This window comes from Pedobacter sp. JY14-1 (assembly GCF_029269825.1).
Lineage (GTDB): Bacteria > Bacteroidota > Bacteroidia > Sphingobacteriales > Sphingobacteriaceae > Pedobacter.
Genome location: NZ_JARJHU010000003.1, coordinates 451,892 through 471,434 on the forward strand (window position 1 = coordinate 451,892; position 19,543 = coordinate 471,434).

General features: G+C 49.6%; 15 protein-coding genes and 1 tRNA gene. 4 read left to right on the forward strand and 12 right to left on the reverse strand.

Features of this window, described 5'->3' with window-relative positions:
• Positions 1 to 211: 211 nt before the first annotated feature.
• Both P2W84_RS08045 and P2W84_RS08050 read left to right on the forward strand, forming a co-directional pair.
• Positions 212 to 427: a hypothetical protein gene (locus P2W84_RS08045; protein WP_276089608.1), complete on the forward strand. Its 216-nt coding sequence runs from the start codon at positions 212 to 214 to the stop codon at positions 425 to 427.
• A gap of 219 nt (positions 428 to 646) precedes the next feature.
• Positions 647 to 886: an isoleucyl-tRNA synthetase gene (locus P2W84_RS08050; RefSeq protein ID WP_276089609.1), complete on the forward strand. Its 240-nt coding sequence runs from the start codon at positions 647 to 649 to the stop codon at positions 884 to 886.
• Here P2W84_RS08050 and P2W84_RS08055 read toward each other — a convergent pair.
• From P2W84_RS08055 to P2W84_RS08090, 8 genes are read right to left on the reverse strand one after another with little or no spacing between them, the layout of a single operon-like run.
• Positions 883 to 3,264 carry a phospholipase C, phosphocholine-specific gene (locus P2W84_RS08055; RefSeq protein WP_276089610.1) on the reverse strand — a complete coding sequence of 794 codons (2,382 nt, stop codon included), beginning with the start codon at positions 3,262 to 3,264 and terminating at the stop codon, positions 883 to 885. The genes P2W84_RS08050 and P2W84_RS08055 overlap by 4 nt on opposite strands.
• A 27-nt stretch (positions 3,265 to 3,291) precedes the next feature.
• Entirely contained in the window at positions 3,292 to 4,644 is a 1,353-nt protein-coding gene (locus P2W84_RS08060) for a nucleotide pyrophosphatase/phosphodiesterase family protein (protein ID WP_276089611.1), read from the reverse strand.
• 18 nt (positions 4,645 to 4,662) lie between these two features.
• Positions 4,663 to 5,871 (reverse strand): metabolite traffic protein EboE, encoded by a 1,209-nt coding sequence (gene eboE / locus P2W84_RS08065; protein ID WP_276089612.1) that lies wholly within the window; start codon positions 5,869 to 5,871, stop codon positions 4,663 to 4,665.
• Positions 5,872 to 5,875: 4 nt separating this feature from the next.
• Complete coding sequence (locus P2W84_RS08070) at positions 5,876 to 7,030, reverse strand: 3-dehydroquinate synthase (protein ID WP_276089613.1); 1,155 nt, start codon at positions 7,028 to 7,030, stop codon at positions 5,876 to 5,878.
• A gap of 16 nt (positions 7,031 to 7,046) precedes the next feature.
• Entirely contained in the window at positions 7,047 to 7,958 is a 912-nt protein-coding gene (gene eboC / locus P2W84_RS08075) for a UbiA-like protein EboC (RefSeq protein ID WP_276089614.1), read from the reverse strand.
• A gap of 11 nt (positions 7,959 to 7,969) precedes the next feature.
• On the reverse strand, positions 7,970 to 8,956 hold the full coding sequence (locus P2W84_RS08080) for a TatD family hydrolase (RefSeq protein WP_276089615.1): 987 nt from the start codon (positions 8,954 to 8,956) through the stop codon (positions 7,970 to 7,972).
• Positions 8,957 to 8,975: 19 nt separating this feature from the next.
• Positions 8,976 to 9,644 (reverse strand): EboA domain-containing protein, encoded by a 669-nt coding sequence (locus tag P2W84_RS08085; protein ID WP_276089616.1) that lies wholly within the window; start codon positions 9,642 to 9,644, stop codon positions 8,976 to 8,978.
• 8 nt (positions 9,645 to 9,652) lie between these two features.
• Positions 9,653 to 10,021: a transmembrane 220 family protein gene (locus P2W84_RS08090; RefSeq protein WP_276089617.1), complete on the reverse strand. Its 369-nt coding sequence runs from the start codon at positions 10,019 to 10,021 to the stop codon at positions 9,653 to 9,655.
• Positions 10,022 to 10,137: 116 nt separating this feature from the next.
• Here P2W84_RS08090 and P2W84_RS08095 point away from each other — a divergent pair, with 116 nt between their 5' ends.
• Complete coding sequence (locus tag P2W84_RS08095) at positions 10,138 to 10,962, forward strand: ATP-binding protein (RefSeq protein WP_276089618.1); 825 nt, start codon at positions 10,138 to 10,140, stop codon at positions 10,960 to 10,962.
• A gap of 7 nt (positions 10,963 to 10,969) precedes the next feature.
• Here the strand turns inward: P2W84_RS08095 and P2W84_RS08100 are convergent, their stop codons facing one another.
• From P2W84_RS08100 to P2W84_RS08110, 3 genes are all read right to left on the reverse strand, one after another.
• Positions 10,970 to 17,152, reverse strand: coding sequence for an MG2 domain-containing protein (locus tag P2W84_RS08100; RefSeq protein WP_276089619.1), 6,183 nt, complete (start codon positions 17,150 to 17,152; stop codon positions 10,970 to 10,972).
• Between the two features lie 43 nt (positions 17,153 to 17,195).
• Positions 17,196 to 17,891 carry a hypothetical protein gene (locus tag P2W84_RS08105; protein ID WP_276089620.1) on the reverse strand — a complete coding sequence of 232 codons (696 nt, stop codon included), beginning with the start codon at positions 17,889 to 17,891 and terminating at the stop codon, positions 17,196 to 17,198.
• A 69-nt stretch (positions 17,892 to 17,960) separates the two neighbouring features.
• Positions 17,961 to 18,524, reverse strand: a complete 564-nt coding sequence (locus P2W84_RS08110; RefSeq protein ID WP_276089621.1) for an acyl-CoA thioesterase — start codon at positions 18,522 to 18,524, stop codon at positions 17,961 to 17,963.
• A 146-nt stretch (positions 18,525 to 18,670) separates the two neighbouring features.
• On the opposite strand from P2W84_RS08110, the gene P2W84_RS08115 reads away from it, so the two are divergent.
• A complete protein-coding gene (locus P2W84_RS08115) occupies positions 18,671 to 19,414 on the forward strand; it encodes a dienelactone hydrolase family protein (protein WP_276089622.1) in 744 nt (247 codons plus the stop codon).
• A 40-nt stretch (positions 19,415 to 19,454) separates the two neighbouring features.
• On the opposite strand, the gene P2W84_RS08120 is transcribed toward P2W84_RS08115, so the two are convergent.
• A tRNA-Val gene (locus tag P2W84_RS08120) sits at positions 19,455 to 19,532 on the reverse strand.
• Positions 19,533 to 19,543: the final 11 nt, after the last annotated feature.

Consider the following 19,543-nt stretch of genomic DNA (forward strand, 5'->3'; position numbering starts at 1 on the left):
AAATATCAGGTATCCCGGAAGTGTCGGAATATCCTGCAAATGTCATTTATAAGTTTCATTTCCGGTTTGGGTAAATAAGTTGGTATGAATATTGTACATTTGTGCCCGAGAGCGTTAATTTAGATAAGCGGGGATAGACTGGATTGGTCGTCCCCGCTTTTTTTTGTCAGGGCTTTGCCTGTTCAATCCTCTTTTACGTTATTTTTGCGGAATGACCGCAGATGATTATGAAGCCGCCTTTCATGGCATTTCCTTACCCAGGCAAGTTCAGCTGTTCCCGGGGAGTTTTGTTCCAGACGTAGATTTCTTTGTAAAGGCCCAGATCAACCTGCTCAGGCATGTAAGAACCGAACGGCAGCAGGATGTCATCAGGTACAGACTGAACAGACTGTTACAGATCATTAATGAAGCCAGTGCAGATACCTGAGAAGTAATGTTGAATTGTGCATAAATATTATTCCTTTTAAAACTCCCGAATGACTAAATTGTTATCAGGAAATACAACTTGTAACCTGGTACAAAAGTCCTGTGAGCGGGCGATCCGCGGAGGGCAGGCAAAGCATAGAAAGACCCGCACCCGATCCGGTATGCGGGTTTTTTATGGTTTGATTTTTGCAAAAAGGTCACTGGACTAAATGATTACGCCATGATCAGGATATTAAAACTACAGAAGGCCATAATCGCGTTTATATTAGGGGTTGCAGCACTGGTCGCCTATAAGGTGATCAACGAAGACAGTCCGAATTCAGGTACATTTTTGCTGACTTTATCGGGCCTGTTGCTGATAGCAGGCGCTTTTCTGTTCTTGTATCCTATATTGTCCGCAAAGAAAATAAAGGATGAAGACTGTGTAGAGCTGGATCCGGAGAAGCAGACAGAACTTTAAACAATTCCGCCCATATAAGGATCGGAAACGGAATCTGAGCCGTTCTCCGCGTGGCCGGCATACTGCCTCATGTAGTCTGCACTGTCTTTTACCGTTACCGAAATATCATACCAGCCATTACTGTCCCGGAGCGCGATATGGGCTTTTACCTTACCTTTCGGGCCAACGGTTAGTATTCGTCCGTTGTTACTTTTATAAGTATTGTCTGTTAGCTGCACGGTTAACGGATCATCTCCCTTATTCATGATCAGGAGTTCAAGGTTGCCGGTCGGACGCTTATTCAACAGTCCCGCGCTTTCATACTGGCAGCTTATTTCCAGCATGGGATCTGCTGCATTTCCCTTAAAGCAGCGGTAAAAACCGTTCGGTGCATGTACGCAGAGGTGGTAATTACTGTCTTTAAAATTGGACAGGTCCAGTTTGTCATTAAGTTCAGCTCCTGCACTGACCGCATAAGACCAGGTCTTACCGGTAGCTTCCCTGAAGGGCCCCCTGCTGGAAACACTGAAGGGGGCGCCAGTAGGAGAGCTATTCCGGGTGCTTAGGGGAACAAGGGCTGCAAAATGCAGTATCAGCTGGTCACGGTTCTCATTTAAAGTGCATTCCGAAAGGAATTGATAAGGTAATGCACAAGACTTTCGCGTACCGCGTTCCTGCCTCGGTATAAAACCGGATGCACCTTGCTCAAAAGGGAGGTATGCGTTGATCTTTCTGATCTCTTCCTCTGTAAGCGGTGCAGGTTTATGCTGCGGCGGCCGGTCCTTTGCCTTCTGTATGCTGCTGATTACCGCTTCCCTTTTTTCAGGTGTGGGTGCGACGGTTCCTCTGCCGCTGTTAGCAGGCCGGAACACAGAACTGAGATCGCCGCAAATGGCTCTTCTCCAACTGCTCACCTGGTTGCTCCTGATCTTTTTGCCGGTTTTATGGCTGAACAGATGCTCTAAGAACATAATGGTCGAGGTGTGGTCAAATACCTGGGAATTTACATATCCACCCTTGCTCCAGGGCGAGGCAATCAGCATTGGAACACGATAGCCTAAACCTATCGGACTGTCCTTGCCGGTTTCGTAATCAGGACTGACATCTATACCTGCCGAAACCTTTCCGGTTGCAGCATCTGATGGCTTGGGGACGACATAGGGTGGTATATGGTCAAAGTAACCATCGTTTTCATCATAAGTAAGGATAAAGATGGTTTTCTTCCAGACTTCCGGGTTTTTGGTGAGTATATCCAGCGCTTCGGATACGTACCAGGTGCCGTAAAGTGGTGAGCTGGTATGGTCCGAAAAGCGCTGCGGAGCCACCAGCCAGGATACGGAAGGCAGCTTACCGTTGTCCACGTCGCTGCGGAACTGATGAAAGATGTCGTTTTTCGGAATCTTCAGGGTCTGCCTTTTTCCCTGCTCGTCGGTATAGTGAAAAGGGGCAAGCTCCAGGTAATCGAAGGGGGCATTGATATTGGTGGCAAAGGCTTTGTCGATCAGGTTTTTTTCTCTTGCGGAGAGTTTGTCATATTTTTCCCGGACTTGCTGAGCGCTCAGTTTCTGCTTTGAGTCTCCGTTTTTTCGGAACCAGGCCGACAGCCGGACATGGTACCTTTTTACATATTCTATAGCGTTGTCCCCGTAATTTCCCAGCCAGTCGTCCACACCTTCGCCCTGGAGATCACTCGTCCACAATTCGTTCTGATAGATCTTCCAGCTGATGCCATTGTCTTCCAGCACTTCCGGAAAGGTATCCCAGTCTACAAAGGCATCTTCACGTGACTCTGCCTGCGAATTGTTAACTGCAGCTATGGAACTGCCGTTCTGTTCCGGGCGGATGGTGCCGGTCCACATGAAAAGCCGGTTTGGGGTAGTACCCGTCAGCGAAGAACAGAAATGATGGTCACAAATGGTGAAGGCATCGGCAAGTGCGTAATAAAAAGGGATGTCTGACCTTTCGTAATGTCCGAGGCACATGGAAGATTTTGCCGGTACCCACTGGTCATACCTGCCACCGTTGCGTGCAGCGACCTGGTCTGGCCAGGAATGCGGCAGGCCACCCTGCCAGGTGATCCTTGTTTTGTTGATATCGATGTGAAATGGTGCATAGGTATTGCCCTGCGCGTCTTTTTGCAGCCATACCTTATCCTGATCAGGGAGCAGGAACGGCCTTGGATCGTTGAATCCCCTGACTCCCCTTAAGGTACCGAACATATGGTCGAAGGACCGGTTTTCCTGCATGAGGATCACGACGTGTTCCGCATCATAAAAGGTTGAACCCGGATTGGCCTGTATGGCCATCGCCTGCTGAACAGACATCGGAATTACGTTATCCAGGCCAGCAGCCCCCGTTAGCAGGGCGGCCTTCTTCAAAAAAGCTCTTCTAGAATCCATTTGGCTGAATTTAAGGGATTCCTGCGGTTAGCTGTGCAGGGCCTTCCAGATGAGGTCCGCGACTTCTGTCGCCTGTCTGTTTTCCAGGTTGAGACCGGCGCTGGTGATCAGTACCGGGTGAAATTCCTGAGGATTGTTCAGGCTGCCATGGGATCCGGCGATCAGCGTCGCATCCAGCGGGATCACATCCATGACATAGCGGAACCCGGCTTTTTTACGCAGTAGCTTATAGGCAGCCCTCGGTTTTGAGGACATGAACATTTCCACAGGATCGTAGCCGGGTTTTTTATGGATATCTACGCAGCGGGCGTAATCGGGCGCAACCGCATCGTCGAGCCAGAAATAATAAGTGAACCAGGCCTTAGGGGCTGCAATCAGCACAAAATCGCCCGCGCGTTTATGGTCGATGCCGTATTTTTTCTTGCCTTCTTCGTCCAGGACCTCGGCGATACCGGGGGTATTTTCCAGCAAAGCCTTTACCTTGTCCCTTACCGAAGGGTCGTTGACGTAAACATGCGCCACCTGGTGATCGGCCACGGCAAAAACTTTGGAAGCACCGGCATCCAGCAGTTCCAGACCACGTTCTATACGAATGCCCAGCAGGTTGTTCTGCCGGAGCAACCGGTTGATATGTATCGGCTGGTTTACCGGGGTAATGCCGTACTCAGACAAGATGATGATGCTGGCCCCCTGCTGCTCATAATGTTGCACGAGGTCTTTGACTACCTGGTCAATTTCTGCCAGATCTTTACTGATCCTGCTTTCATCATGTCCGAATTTCTGCAGGCAATAGTCAAGGTGCGGCAGATAAACGAGGGTGAGGGTCGGATCATATAGCTTATCCGTAATCAGGGTCGCGTCTGCGATCCATTTACTGGATTTGATATTGGCACCGGGGCCCCAGAACTGGAAAAGCGGGAACTGCCCCAGTTTTTCCTGCAGGGTATCCCGGAGTTCCGCAGGGTGCGAATAGCAATCGGGCATTTTCCTGCCGTCGGCCAGGTAGTTTGGCCTGGGGGTTACGGAATAGTCGGCGTTCGAGTACATATTGTACCACCAGAACATATTGGCGCAGGTAAAGTTGGGGTCTTCCTTCTTCGCCCTGTCCCAGATTTTTTCTGCAAGGACAAGCTTGTTGGACTGCTTCCAGAATTTGATCTCGGCATCGGTATGGTCATACCAGCCATTCCCTACGATGCCATGTTCCCTCGGCGGCCTGCCCGTGAGATAGGTAGACTGAACTGCTGTAGTTACTGCAGGCAGCATCGGGGCTATCGTGTGCAGGGCGTTCTTCTGAGTATAAGCAGAAAGGAAAGGGGTGTGTTTTCCGATCAGGTTGGACGAAAGGCCAACAACATCGATCACTACAGTTTTCTTCATCTTGTTTAAGTTATTTGATTATTTCAAAATACCTGTTACCCAGTTGAGTTCCTGGCTGATGGATTCGGCGATAGGAAGCCTGATCTGGTCCGGCATTACCTCCCAGGTATAGGTCTCTACTTCCAGATGCCTGGTAAATGGGTTTTCCTGCTGCAGTTGCAATACTTTGAGGATATCTTCCTGGGTAGTCCCCAGCAGACCGATCTCCTTCATGGATATGGGTACATGATAATGTGCGCGCCATTCAATGGCATCCGTCTGGTCAAAAGCGTCCAGCGCTTCCGGCAGGTCGGTGTAACGGATCAGGCTTCCGTCCGGTCTCCTGGCGACCACCTGGTGCAGGTAGACAGGTTCATTGAAGAGATCAAAGGCAGTCTTCAACCTGGTCCTTTCTTCGGCCGGTCTGTCTAGCCTGGCCTTAAGTGCAGCACTGATCTGTATCTTTCCTACCTGTATCTGTTCTTGTTCCAGCTCAAGGAGTACTGTTTCATGCGGCTCGTAACCAATCGCGAAATGACATACATCATAACAGAGGCGCAGGTGTTTTTTGATCAGGGCCTCCGCTTCATCTGTATCCAGGCTGAATTCGGTAGCCAGTGCCGGTATGCCGATGCGCAGCAGGTCGTTCTTAAACCAGTCGATAAATTCTCTGCCGGTTTCCATAATGCCATCCGGTTCCGGCTCAATGTCCAGGTGCAGGACCTGCCCTGTTTGCTGTTGGATGCGGACGAGCTCTTTAATGACTTCCACTACGTTCAGGGTGCCGGCATTGATCGCTGCCTCCAGTCCGGGGCCATCTTTAAACCAGTGCCGGTAACTTAAGGGGTTGGTGGAAACGCCGCCGTCCATCCCTTCCGGCAGCAGTTGCCTCAGGATATGAAAAAGCCTTATGGTATAGTCACGGCGTTCATCGGTGATCCAGTCAGGTGCATGTACATCCGCCTTAACTACCGTGCGGTGGAATTCTCCGTAGGGGAAACCATTCATGGTATACACATAAGCCTCGTTGTCGCGCATCCAGGCTTTAAAGGTGTTCAGTGCCTCAGCCTCTGCCAGCTGCAGGCTGGAGGTATGGGAAAGCCTCAGGCCTATACCCATTGGCTGGTCGCCCGCCACTGCCTTCCTGATCCGGGGAAAGTTAAGCTTCAGTGCCTCAAAATCATCGTCCCAGTTTTTTCCGGGATGGATATTTGTACAATAGGTAAGATGACCGCTTGGTAACTTCATGATACTAATGGCTGTTGGTATACCTGTTTACATAGTCGCTTGCCTTGATCAGCAGTTCCTGATCCATTTCATGTACTTCCTTACCGGTACCCAGATCAGTCAGCAATGTAATGGTCAGCAGTCCGCCAAGGTGTTCCTGGAACTCTGCCAGCCCCCTGAGGATCGGGGACTCCGCGTCCCTGATTTGTATGAGTGAATTCGAAATGTCAAAATTCAGGGTGGTCAGCACCTTCAGGATACGGAGGGCCTTCTCTTCAGAAAGCAGTCCCTTCATGAAGGAATAGACGCTGTCCAGGGCAATACCCATTGCTACGGCTTCTCCGTGCAGCACTTCAAAATTGCTGAGCTGTTCAAGTTTGTGCGCCGCCCAATGGCCAAAGTCCAGCGGCCTTGCAGAACCGGACTCAAAAGGGTCCGCACCGGCAATGTGGTCCATGTGCAGCTTTGCGCAATGCTTGATGAGGTAACACATCGCCTCCTTATCCCTTGCGGCAAGATTACCGGCATTTTCCTCCAGCCAGAAAAAGAAATCAGCATCTTTGATGAGGGCCACCTTAACGGCCTCTGAGATGCCGGAACGGTAATCACGGTCGCTGAGCGTATCCAGAAAAACCTCATCATTGAAAACGGCCACAGGTGGTGCAAAGGTGCCCAGGAAATTCTTTTTCCGCTTATAGTTGATCCCGTTTTTCACCCCGATGCCCGAGTCGTTCTGTGAAAGTACGGTTGTGGGTATGCGGATGTGTTTGATGCCGCGGTGCGAAACCGCGGCAGCGTAACCGACAAGGTCCAGTACTGCGCCGCCGCCGATGGCTGCGATATAGGAATGCCGGTCAATGCCGTGTACGTTTACTGCTTCCACGATCTGGTCGAACAGTGCGGTATCGTTCTTTGAGGCTTCTCCGCCCGGTATGGTCATGATCTCAGAAATAAGCTGCACATCTGTATAACGCTGAAAATAGCTGCGGATGTTGTCGCTCAGTTCCGGATGTGCATCTGCCACACCCCTGTCGATCACGAATAAGACTTTTTTGACGGCAGCTGAGACCCTTTCCTTAAAGAAATCTGCAAGGGTAGTATTGCCGGTATTGAAAAGCGCATTGGTGAAATATACGCTGTACTCGAATTTTACACTAAAAGATTGTTGTAAATGGCTCATGTTAGGTGTGTGTCTGCTAAGTAACGGCAAAAGCCTTGCTCAGCAATAAAGATATGGGTAACAATATCGTGATGACGATAGCGACAGGCCAGATGCCGAAGGCACTGGCCCAGGCTGCATTCATCAGGATAAGGGCGATTACGCCCGATTTGACGGCCTTCCCGATGTTGGGGCCAGTGGGATCTTTCATGGCCCTGAAGAGCGGGATGAAGATCATCACGGCAAAAAGCACCAGAAAGAATGCGGTAAGGGGAACCTGACTGTTCCTGATGCCGAAGCCGGCGATGCAGCCGATCACCAACAGGTAAAGTGCTGCGGCAAAATAAAGCGTATTTTTATTGCCCCCGTGTACCTCACCGCGGCTGATCATGGTAATGGCAGCGATATAGAGAATGGGAATGATGGCTAGGTACCACAACTGCTGCACCATGCCGGGAACAATGCTGATGCCGAGCAGCAGGTTCAGCCCCCTGCACAGCCCCATGTTCAACGGCCCGAAGACCGCATGGTGCTTCAGGTACTTGTCATAGACCAGGCAGGATACCATAATGGCTACGGCCAGGTATCTCGCCTCATCACTGTAAAGCCCCGCGGCAAAAATGGCGATAAAGAAAAACACACCGCCAAAAATGGCAGCGGCATTCCTGCTGATCAGCCCGCTGGGTATTGGCCGTTCCGGACGTTCAATTTTGTCGAGTTCCGCATCAAATACATCATTCAGGATAATGCCGCCTGCATAGAGGCAAATTGTGGCAATACAGATCAAAAGAACAGGTATATAAGACAGCGATGCAGGTCCTCCCAGCCAGAAGCCGTCCTGTTGACCTAAAAAATAACCTGCAATCGCCATACCGGCCAGCACATCGGCAATTGCCGTAACGACATTTGCCGGGCGCATCAGCCTTATGTAGCCTAAAAACTTCTTCACCAGGTTCCTGCTTAAGAAATGATGATGGAATTCTTATCGATACGTGGCTGCTGTCCGCCCCTCAATACCGAGTTGCTTTCAAATTTCAGGCTCTGGTCAATGTGCTTAACGGCATCAAAGTCCTTTTCATTGATCTGCCCGCTCTGGCCGAAAGCAGTAATTGCATTGCGGTAGGTAACCAGTTCGATATCAGCCAGGCTGACCCCTGATTTCTTCATGAGCGCAGCAGTCTTTGGAATGGCCAGCGGGTCGCTGATGCCCCAGTCCGCTGCTGAATTGACCATGATCCTTTCCGTGCCGTATTGCTTTACGACCTCTACCATCCGCTCGTTGCCCATTTTGGTAAACGGATAAATGGTAAAGGCAGCCCAGAAACCCCTGTCAAGTACTTCCTTTACAGTTTCCTCGTTATTATGGTCCACAATGACGCTATAGGGGTCGAGTCCTTGTTCTATGGCAATGTCCATGCTCCGCTGCGTGCCTTTCTTTTTGTCACGGTGCGGGGTGTGGATCTGTACGGGAAGCCCGGCCTCTTTGGCCAGGTCCAACTGCAGGCGGAAGTATTTTTCCTCTGCGGCAGTCTGGTCGTCAAAACCGATCTCGCCGATACCGACTACGCCTTCCTTGAATATAAAATTGGGCAGGATCTCCATTACCTGTTCGGCAAGCGGCTCATTGTTCGCTTCCCGGGAGTTGAGCCCTATGGTACAATAGTGTTTAATGCCGAACTGTGATGACCGGAAGCGCTCCCATCCGATCAGGCTGCTATAGTAGTCTGTAAAGCTTGCCAGCCCGGTACGCGGCTGCCCCAGCCAGAAAGCAGGCTCAATCAATGCAACGATGCCCGCATCGGCCATCGCCTCATAATCATCCGTTGTACGGGAAGTCATGTGTACATGCGGGTCAAAGAACCGCATTCCGCTGATGTCGCTCAGGTCTAAAGTGGTCTCTATTTTTTCTCCCCGATTCCGCTCTTCAAAATTTTCATTACAGCACATAATTCAGGTTTTATTTTGGTTATTGTTCAATCAATTTGTGGATTTCAGGATGTATGGTGCGGTGCGCTGCGGTGCGCTCCTGTACATAGTCCTTAAGGGTTTCAGAAAGCTGATGGTTTGCCCGTTCTTCGAAGCCGATGATTCGGGTTACGTCTTTTTCGGTAAAGAAGGCTTTCAGTACCAGCTGGTTCCATGCCGGTTCAGGCAGGTGGCCGGCCGGATAGGGGTTATGATACATGATCGCTTCCAGTACAGTGCCGATATTGCTCCTGATCCCTTCGGTACAACGGTGCAGCCAGGCCTCCGGAAAACTGAATACAGGCAAGGCAGAATATAATGCCACCTGTTCATTCATTTCAGCGGCGGCAAACAGGCCGTCGATTTTCTTCAGGTAAGCGTCTTTATTTTCCGCAGGTACCTGCATCAGCAGCCATACCCTGGCCAGCCTGTCTGCGGTCCATCCATCTGCCGCTACTCCCGGCAGCTGGTCTGCAAGTTGCTGTACTTCCTGTGGTTCCAGCTGCAGGTTTTTCTTCTCTGTATATCTCGGTGTATGCGCAAAAGCGAGGTTCAGCTGCAGGGATCTTTCTTCTGTCCTGATCAGTGCGGCCTTTTGTTCGAGCCAATCCATAGCTTCGTCACCCGTATTGCGCCTGATGATCTGCGCGATTACTGTTGTAAGCATCATATTCTTTATTAAACCGCCACGAAATAGTTGAGGGCAAGGGCTCCGCTGATGATCAGTAATCCGAAGAATTCCCTGGTCTTCTCAATATAAGGCTTGCTCGCCTGCATGCTCTCCACCAAACTCGGGCTTCTGTATTTCAGGATCCAGTCCCGCACCCCGTCTTTGGCAAAGAACAGAACCACGGCATAGACCAGGTAGAAAGTTATGGCTCCAAGGTAAACATTGGGATAAAATTTGTTAAAAATGGCAAAACCGCAACAAATGGAAGCTACCATATATATGGGTACCCAAAGCCAGGAGTCGCTGTCGTTGAGGTTCACGTATGCAAAAAGTACAAATGCAACGCAGAAAATGGAATTTAAGATGCTTAAAAGCATGGTCGTGAAATTTAATTTGTGTGTGTGGTGTTGATTACTAAATAATAAACAGATAAAAATAACTATTTTTTTGGCTTAAATTTATGATCGCAATCACAAAACCAAATTTTGACCTTATGAAAAGAATCGTTGGACTATCGCTGATGCTCATGCTGAGCATGAACCTTAAGGCCCAGCAGACACTGGAAAAGCTCTGGGAAACAGACAGTATCATCAATATGCCTGAATCCGTGCTGCCGGATGCGCGGGCCGGTGTACTTTATGTCGCCATTATGGGGAACAGTGCAGATGCAAAAGATGGCATAGGTGGTGTCGGAAAGCTTGATCTCAACGGAAAGGTCATTGACCTGGATTGGGTAAAGGGCCTTAACTCGCCCAAAGGAATGGGCCTTTATAAGAACAAGCTGTATGTTGCAGACATTACCGATGTTGTGGTCATCGACGTGCCGTCGGCCAGAGTGGTGCAGACCATCCCGGTTACGGGCGCGGAGTTTCTGAACGACGTTACCGTGAACGATAAAGGCGTAGTGTTTGTATCTGATTCCAGAACAAAGAAGATCCACAGGATCACTAACGGGAAAGAAGAGGTCTACCTGGAAAATATCGATGGGGTAAACGGATTAAAGGCAGTAGCAGGCGATCTTTATATTGCCGGAGGCGGCAGGAAGCTGCTGAAGGCTGACCCCGCCAAAAATCTCATCAATGTGGCCAGTCTTCCGCAGGGCGGAGATGGCATAGAGCCCATTGGCAACGGAGACTTCCTGTTCTCCGCATGGGGTGGCTATATTTATTATGTATATGCCGACGGACGTAATGAGCTCCTGCTGGATACGCACCTGCAAAAGATCAATACCGCCGATATCGGCTATGACCCGGTGAAAAAGGTGGTGTATGTGCCAACGTTCTTCAAGAAAAGCGTAGCGGCTTATCAGTTGAAATGAGCCGCGGCTAGCGGTCGATCTTGAAGCGAAGACTTTTTGAGTGTGCGCTGAACTCCGGTGCATACATGCATTGCAGGGTGGTGATCCCGTTGGAGAAGCTCCCGGCGATGTTTACCCGTACAGGATATTCCAGGACATAAGCGCCTTTTCCCATGTAATCGATAAAGAAATTCGTAGAAGCATCTTTAGTGCTTTCATAATAGCCCAGCCTGTCCTGATACCGGTAACCGGAAAACTGGTTCACCGGCTCTAATCCGGATGACCGCAAGTCTTTGATGTGGACATATTCCATATCACGGTCTGTATGCACCTCGATCCTCACCCTGAGCATGTCACCTGTCTTCAGTCCATTCGCCTTATCAAGCGGGATGAGCCTGGCATTCGGGCCGGTGCCGTCCTGCAGGAACAGTTGCCTGCTGATCTTTACCGCGCCATCTGCAGAGGAGGCCTCTATGTCGCCGTAAGGTTGCTGATACTGCCAGTACAAACCACCCCATCCCGTTCCCGGATTCGGATTATTGATCGCTATCTTTCCCATCTCCGGCCTAACCGCTTTACCGGGTATGGTTATCTTCTGGTAACCCGTTCCCGCTTCTGGTTGGGGGACTTCGACACCCAGCTCCCCGAAGCTCTTCCCCCCGAGTGTAATTTCCGGGCTGATGGCATCTGTCAGCAGTCCCTGCCCCCGCATCAGGAGCGCATAGGACGCGGCAGTAGTGGCTTTAGTTGTACGCCAGTCGTTGGTCTGTTTATTTTTGAGTAGCCATAGCTTAAGTTCTTCCACTGCTTTCTGGTCTTTTGCCACCTCATCAAAGACCTCAATCATAAGGGCCTGGGTCTCTATCGGGCTTTGGTACCACCACCAGCCCGGCTGATTATCTGGCCAGGACATGCCGGATTCTTCATCCTGTACAGATCTCTCCTTCAGTGATTTAACGATTTTCATCGCCTCTGAGGTTTTGCCGTTCCGGTAGAAGACCAGTGCCGCAAGCCCTTGCTGATAGGTATTCAGGCCCGGCCATTGCTGCTGTATGGTTTCCAGGCCCGAACGGACAGCTTTTTTAAAAGCTGTATCGGTATTGATCTGCCTGCTGTAACTTCTGGCGTACAGATAATGCAACGGCAGATAATAGTAGGCATTCTTTGTGCTGAAATCTGCTGCAAATTCCCTGTCCAGGTAGATATAAGCTTTGTTCAGTATGGTCCTCAACTCAGGAAACGCCTTTTCATCGATCAGGTTCAGGTACTGGAGCTGCGACAGGCCCAGCACAATATGCTGGGTAATATACCTGTTGGCGTTCATGCCATTGAACCAGGGAAACGCGCCGTTACTCAGTTGCATATCCCTGAGCTTTTTGAAATTCTTTGTCAGTTCTTCTTTCATTCTGGCGCCGTCAAAAAGCGCGGCCATACGTTTTTTCCGCTCCGTATCATCAGTGGAGCTGCGGTCCCAGGACGTTTCCGCAAGCATGACCGCCTTAAATTCCGGATTCCTTTCAAGTACTGATTTTTCCAGGGTCCCTGCTTTCTGCCACTTTTCAAATACAGCCCTTATTCCGGGTGAACTGCTGATAATGCCTGTGGCGATGCTGTTGGCATAAAACCGGCTGAAGGTCTGTTCCGCACATTCATACGGGTACTCCATCAGGTAAGGCAGGGACTGAATGGCATACCATGCCGGATTGGGCGTAAACTCCAGACTCAGGCCGAGGTTGCGCAAGTTCCTAGACTGGTCTGAACTTAACAGCTTGTCAAAGGCAAAGATCTTTCTGCTGCCGCCCCTGACATTCAGCGGTAATGTCTCCGTGATCACGGTAGAATTGGGCAATACCGGTATGGTCCTCTGCTCACCATCTGCAAACTTCCCTGACCGGGTAATTGCTTTATAAGTAATGGCAGCAATACCTTCAGGTATGACCACCTTCCAGGTCATTGCCAGGTTTTCCTGGTTCTTAAGTGTATATTTTTGTGTTGCCGCAGCCGGATCTGCAAAAAGCTGCAGCCGGTTGCCACTCTGCTCATCGGTCAGTTCCAGCGAGGCATCGCCTTTGAGTTGTTTTCCGCTCAGGTTATTCAGCTTTGCACTCAGGATAAGGGTGTCACCTTCCCTGAAGAACCTGGGGGCGTTCATGGAGATGGCCACCGGCTTTTGCACAATGACTTCCCGGGTGAAGGTCATGGTCCTCAGGTCCTTGGTATGTGCCATGCCCATCAGCTTGTATTTTGTGAGCGATTCAGGCATGGTAAATTCCATGCTGATCTCACCATTTGCATCGGTGTGCAGTTGCGGGAAAAAGAAAGCAGTTTCATTGAAGTTGGTCCGCACTTTTACCTCCCCGGTTTTTTCATCCAGCCCGACAGATGGGCCATATCGCGGCGTTTGCTGAATGGCAAACCCGGCTACCTTGCCCTGCAGTACCGGTCCGTTGGCGGGCATGTCTCTGACTTCCTTTCCGGTGACGATAAAGGAGGAACCGGTCGTCTGCTCCCTGGTGCGTTTCTGATAGCCGCGTATGGCGATTTCCTTTAGTTTATAGCTCTGTTGCAGCATTAAAGGGATGTCCAGCCTGCCTATGCTGGTTACCCTGGTAGTCAGCCAGGTTTTTCCACCATATTTAACGGTTAGCTTCGCACCTTTTAAGGCCGGTAAAGCATAAATGCCATAGACATTTGTACTCACCATGTATTTGTCATTGATATAGATCCGGGCACCCTTTACGATAATACCTGAGCGGTCGGTGACGATGCCGTATAACAGCCCGCTTTTCTTCAGCGTGTTCAGGAGTTCTGCCGTCGCTGTGGAATCGCGGATTTCGCCCTCACGCTTTGCCGTTTCCAGATAGTCGTAGAATATAGAGTTTGAAGGCGCGTAATACCGGTACCCGTAGTCATTGATCTGTTCGTATTGCCTTTCGCGAATATTTGCGGACCTGTTGAACTTTGGCCATAGGAGTTGTTCACGCTGGATAGCTGTCGTTTCCGAGTCCCATTCAAAAAGCTGATACCTGTAGCGAGGTCGATCATAGGGGGACCAGTAGTGCTGCCTGAGCTTATCCAGTGCAGCATCGTATAAGGTGGTCATGAGTTCGGCCTGCTGCTTTTCCCCTGCTTTATTCGTTAGCTGTATTTTCCATGTTTCCTTTTGCCCGGGCTGGAGGTGGTCCCTGAAGGTAAGGTAACGTACGTCCAGTTCCTGTCTGGGGTCAAAGATATAAACATTTTGATTTGACTGATATTCGTGTCCGTCGAAATACATCCGGAACTGCACAGAAAGCTGCAATTCACCGGGGAAGGGACTTATTTTAATCAATTGTTGCTGTTCATCTACAGTTATCCATTTGCTTTCGGGAGGCTTTCCTTCACGACAGACCTCATACCAGACCATAGCTCCCGGAGGTCCTGCTACCCGGAATATGGCCTGCTCATTTGTTTTAATCCCGTTTTGCTGTCTGACCAGCCACTCTGACAACCGTAATATACTGTCTGGCTGCTGGTGGTAAATCCGAAACAGATGTTCTGTTCTGGCGGTGTCCCCCGAGCTTCCGGTTGCTGTAAATACGGCCTTGTAATAACCAGGTGTCAAATCCTGCTGCCTGAACTTAAGGCTGCCGGATCCCCCATCCGGGTCGACTGTAAACTGAATAGCTGTTTCCTCTGCCGGCCAGTTGCTCAATTTTTCATCCTGCCCGTAACTCCGGTAGGGGAATTGCTTCTCATAGTCCTTTTTTCCGAGCCGGTAATTTTCCGGGGCAACCTCGAAGATATTTTCTCCCCTGAGGTTTCCCGTCGGTTTTTTCAGCCTGTAAAGCTTGCCCTTCAGCACAGGCTTTGAGACCAGGGGATCAATGCCCGAAGCAATTACCCTAACGGAGTCCGCATTATTGCCCAGGAACAATTCGTCCAGAGCGGAAGCAAAAAGTCTGATCTGGTCTTTACCTGCGGTTAAATAGGTGCTTGCAAAACGTGTTTCCCCGGTAATGTCTGTTACTTCTGCATAAATATCGTAGCTGTCCTGTTCTTCATCTTTTATGTAAATCCTGAAAGAGAAACTGCCGTCCGCTCCGGTCATTACGTTACCCTTGGCAATATCCTTTCCCGACTTTCTGGCCCGGAAACTCACGGTCGCACCGCTGATCGCATAACCGGCAAAAGCAGTTGCCCGCCCCTTAATGGTAATGGAATCATTCGGTTTGTATCTCGGGCGCAGCCGATCAAAGGTGACCTCAAAGGTCGGACGCCGGTATTCTTCTACCCGCACACTGATGCTTCCGTCACCATTCTTGGTCCTGATGTTCATATTGCCGTTCAATTTTCCCTGGGGAATCAGGAAGCTGCCATGGAATGTGCCATATTCATTGGTCACGAAACTGGCCTGCTGTATTTCCTGTCCGTTCACATCCAGGAAGCTAACGGCAACAGAGTCATTTTGAAGTAGCTGGCTTTTGCCCGCCTGTTCGGTGAGTGAAAGTCCTTTGAAAAATATGGTCTGACCTGGTCTGTAAATGCTTCTGTCAGCATAGAAGATGACGTGCTTTTGTGGCTTTCGGTCACCATACCAAGACTCGTTATTGCTCAGGACAATAGTGTCCTGCCCGGAAATGATACAGCTGTAGGATATATATTGATAAGGCTGGGGCAAAGCCAGGCCATTTTCATCTGTCTGGTCGAGTGTCGCTTCTCTGTGGCCGGATTCATTTTGCCTGTGGACCATTTGCTTGACCTGTGCACCTTTAAGCGGCCGACCGGTAACACTGCTGAGTACCTGGTACTGCTCATGGTTTGCTGCAAGTGTGCGTCGTCTTACCGTCATACCCGACACCTGGAAAACGGCATGGGCGCTCATATACTCATTAAAGGCGGTATCGGCAAGTGGCCTGTCCCGGACAATCATGACGTATTTTCCCGCAGGAAGTGGTTCCATATAGTCCTGGAATGAATGGTCGAGATAGTCCTTTGGATCTTTAAAGCCGACCGACCACGTACGCTCAGCACGATGTTGTTTCAAGAAGCGTTCATATTGCTGCTGTGACAGATCGAGCCTGTATCCGGCATCTACGGGTATCCGGTAAATGCTCAGATAAAGCGAGTCGATGTTCCTATAGGAGAAATAAAATTCAATCGGTTTCCCTGTCGCTTCATACGCTCTGATATTGATACTCAACGATTTTGTCAGGATTTCCTTCATCAGGCTTCGGGCATTACCGGCAGACAATTCACCAGGGAGTTTACTCGCTTGTTCGGCAAGTTCAAATGCCTTGATCTGCCGTGTTTTGGAGTCAATCCCCGGTAAATAACCGTTTCTGTAAAGCGCGGCCATTTCCATCAGGATATCGGGATAGATGATCGTTCCCTTTGCCTTCGTGAGCAAGTCCTCGAGAAATTTTAAGGATTGCGAATCTCTGGGATCATGCCAGATCCTTCCCATGAAGTTACCTGATGCAAACTTTCCCTCTTTAAGCTTCAGGGCAAGATAGGCGGCATTGTTCCCCTGTTTCAGGTGATAATTAAGCAAGCTTCCGAAAATCTTACGAATATCAAGGCCGATGGCTGCGGAAAGTGACGTGTCACGCAGTTCGGAATTATTTTGCGTATAGATGTAAACATCAAGTGCCCGGTGTGCCAGCAGGTCATATAATGTCGGGCGCAGCTGCCTGTTGCTGCTGTCGCCGCTCAGTGCCGGAGATAATATGCTGATGCTGGTATTCTGCAGCCTCGCAGTATCCTTAATGGAAAGCTGGAAATTCCTCCGCATTTCAGCCAGGATCGCACTTAACGGCCAGGTGGAGACATCATCCCCCAGTTCGCCCGCTACGGTCGTTCTCCCCTGAAAGGCATACCTGTTTTGCTGGTAATAGAACCAGTAGAACTGACCCAGCAGCGATTGCAGTATTCCTTTTGCCGGTTGCTTGGCAGAGTCTGCGTCTTTCCTGATCGCATTGAGCAACGGAAGCAGTGTATTGCCATTCAGATAACTCTGGAACAGATTCCGGTACATGACCGCTTTGACCTGCATGCCCACGCTGCCTTCTTCCCGCGTCTTCGTCACTAGTCCGTTGATCAGGTCAACTGCCTTTCGGGTCTCGTTATCCAGGGCAAGCGAGTCGATTTTATAAAATAAGGGGGCAAGCTCGTGATCTGGTTTTTGAGCAGAAGTCCGGAAAATGCTGCAGATATTGCACAGCAATACCATTAAAAAGATTCGGTGGAGAGCGGTAATCATAGTGCTGGTCTTCTTATTTCACTTTGCTCCAGATCTCATAGATTTTTGCGCCCTTACTGCTCAGCCCGCTGTGGTGCCATTTCCCGTTTTCCAGTTTACCGTCAAAGCTCAGGGATGCACCCACGCGGCTGTTGTCCTTGGAGAAAAATTCGATATTTTCTGTGTATTTTCCGTCTTTAAAGGTATAGGATCCTCCGCCTGTCCCTGAAAATTCTTTTTTGCCGGGATCTATCGCTACCCACTGGAATTTGGTGCCTGTAAGCACTTTATAAGTTTGCCTTGTGCCGGTCTGATGGATATCGGCCACTTTGCCGTCTTCACCCATACGGCCGGTGATGCGCCATACCCCCGCAAGCGGCGCTTTTCCGTTGTCTACCCGGTTAAAGCCTGCTTCTCCGTCGGGCATTCTCAAAGAAAGTGCATTGCCACTGATAGAATAGGAAACATCCATCGTTGAGCCGATGCTGGCAGGATCAGTTGTATTGTACAAAGATTTGCCTTTGATTACACCGTTGCTCACTTCATAAGTTCCCCCCTGAGAGGAAATAAATTCGTTTCCCTGGTGTACGGTGTGAAAGTAAAATCCGTCTTCAAAAAAAAGTTGATGCCGGGCATCGCCGTCATTCATTTCCCAGGCGCCTGTTATTTCCTGGGCCTGGACAATTTTGGTCAAAGAAAAAATCAGGCTGAAGATAAGAAGTGCTCTCATGGTCATCGTATTTGGTTATCAGTGTTTTGAATAAAGTTAACAAAATACATTAAAAGAAAGCCATGTGGGTTAAAGTAAAATGCAGCGTTCTCCTTCGAGCAATATCCGGCATTGTTCATCATTAGCCGGAATACTGATTTCCTCAAGTTCTTTCCTGTAGTTCTGCTTGATTTCCTTTCTGCTTTTTGCGCGCAGAAAGCGCCTGATGTCGTCACTGCTGGCCAGGGCAAGCCCTGGTACCGTTACAGGATTGTTGTCTTCATCTTTAGCGACCATCGTAAAGTAACTAGTGTTGGTATGCCTGTTTTCATTGGTCTTTATATTTTCAGATGTGACACGGATACCGACTACAATAGATGTTTTGCCCACATAATTTACAGAGGCCATCAGCGATACCAGATCGCCAACTTCAACGGGCGCAAGGAAGTTCACCGTATCTATTGAGGCTGTAACACAATAATTGCCTGCGTGTTTTGAGGCGCATACATACGCAACTTTGTCCATTAGCGATAAGATAATGCCTCCATGTATTTTACCCCCGAAATTGGAGTAGGAGGGGATCATGAGTTCGGTAAGTATGGTTTTTGAATAGCTTACAGGTCTGTAAGGTGTTTTCGGGCTGGCTTCTGGCATGTTGATGAGTCTGTTGGTCTTTCCCTGTATCAGGTCTGGTGCTAAAATAAGAACAGGAATGCGGTTGGCGTAACTTTTTTATCGACAATACAATGGGCGTATATCCATGCGCGGCAAAATGCGTATCTTGATAAAAATTAAATTTTATGCGCAGGTTAATTTTTATGATTGCTACGATTCTCGCAGGCCTTGGTGTTTCCGCTCAGTCCCTGAAACCCGTCGCCTATGCCGACGGTACACAAAAACTGAATGGACTGGTTACCGCCAACGCAGGTAAAAAACTTCCGGGCGTACTGGTGCTTCCCGCCTGGAAGGGTATCGACAGCGAGGCAAAAGATGCTGCAATTGCACTGGAAAAGCAAGGATATATCGCTTTTGTTGCCGATATCTACGGCGAGGGTAACATACCGGCAGACAATGCGGCTGCCGGAAAGATAGCGGGTACTTATAAGCAGGACTACGCAGCTTATCAGAAAAGGATTACGCTGGCGCTGGAACAACTGAAAAAGGCAGGTGCCGATGCAGACAAGCTGGCCGTGATCGGCTATTGTTTTGGTGGTACTGGTGCCCTGGAAGCTGCAAGGGCAAAGCTGCCGGTAAAAGGTGTAGTGTCTATCCACGGGGGACTGGGTAAGGACAGCTCCAGGCCAAATGGCCCGTTGCCGGTAAAGATACTGATCGAAAATCCTGCGGAAGACCAGGGTGTAACCCCGCAGATCATGGACGGTCTGATCAGGGAAATGAATGAAGGTAAGGCCGACTGGCAGATCATTACCTACGCTTATGCCAAGCATACTTTTACGGACCCTAAATCACCGGATTATAATGAGATAATGGCCAAAAGAGCCTGGCAGCATACCCTGTTGTTTCTGAAAGAAGTGCTGCAATAAAAAACAAAAAAGACCACTGTAAAAAGTGGTCTTTTCATTTTGGTGGGAGATACTGGGTTCGAACCAGTGACCCCCTGCTTGTAAGGCAGGTGCTCTGAACCAGCTGAGCTAATCTCCCTTGCACTTGTT

Bases quoted from the DNA above. Each gene is read 5' to 3' on its own strand.
- P2W84_RS08045 (WP_276089608.1), top strand. From the start codon at position 212: ATGACCGCAGATGATTATGAAGCCGCCTTTCATGGCATTTCCTTACCC.
- P2W84_RS08050 (WP_276089609.1), top strand. From the start codon at position 647: ATGATCAGGATATTAAAACTACAGAAGGCCATAATCGCGTTTATATTA.
- P2W84_RS08055 (WP_276089610.1), bottom strand. From the start codon at position 3,264: ATGGATTCTAGAAGAGCTTTTTTGAAGAAGGCCGCCCTGCTAACGGGG.
- P2W84_RS08060 (WP_276089611.1), bottom strand. From the start codon at position 4,644: ATGAAGAAAACTGTAGTGATCGATGTTGTTGGCCTTTCGTCCAACCTG.
- eboE (WP_276089612.1), bottom strand. From the start codon at position 5,871: ATGAAGTTACCAAGCGGTCATCTTACCTATTGTACAAATATCCATCCC.
- P2W84_RS08070 (WP_276089613.1), bottom strand. From the start codon at position 7,030: ATGAGCCATTTACAACAATCTTTTAGTGTAAAATTCGAGTACAGCGTA.
- P2W84_RS08080 (WP_276089615.1), bottom strand. From the start codon at position 8,956: ATGTGCTGTAATGAAAATTTTGAAGAGCGGAATCGGGGAGAAAAAATA.
- P2W84_RS08085 (WP_276089616.1), bottom strand. From the start codon at position 9,644: ATGATGCTTACAACAGTAATCGCGCAGATCATCAGGCGCAATACGGGT.
- P2W84_RS08090 (WP_276089617.1), bottom strand. From the start codon at position 10,021: ATGCTTTTAAGCATCTTAAATTCCATTTTCTGCGTTGCATTTGTACTT.
- P2W84_RS08095 (WP_276089618.1), top strand. From the start codon at position 10,138: ATGAAAAGAATCGTTGGACTATCGCTGATGCTCATGCTGAGCATGAAC.
- P2W84_RS08100 (WP_276089619.1), bottom strand. From the start codon at position 17,152: ATGGTATTGCTGTGCAATATCTGCAGCATTTTCCGGACTTCTGCTCAA.
- P2W84_RS08105 (WP_276089620.1), bottom strand. From the start codon at position 17,891: ATGAGAGCACTTCTTATCTTCAGCCTGATTTTTTCTTTGACCAAAATT.
- P2W84_RS08110 (WP_276089621.1), bottom strand. From the start codon at position 18,524: ATGCCAGAAGCCAGCCCGAAAACACCTTACAGACCTGTAAGCTATTCA.
- P2W84_RS08115 (WP_276089622.1), top strand. From the start codon at position 18,671: ATGCGCAGGTTAATTTTTATGATTGCTACGATTCTCGCAGGCCTTGGT.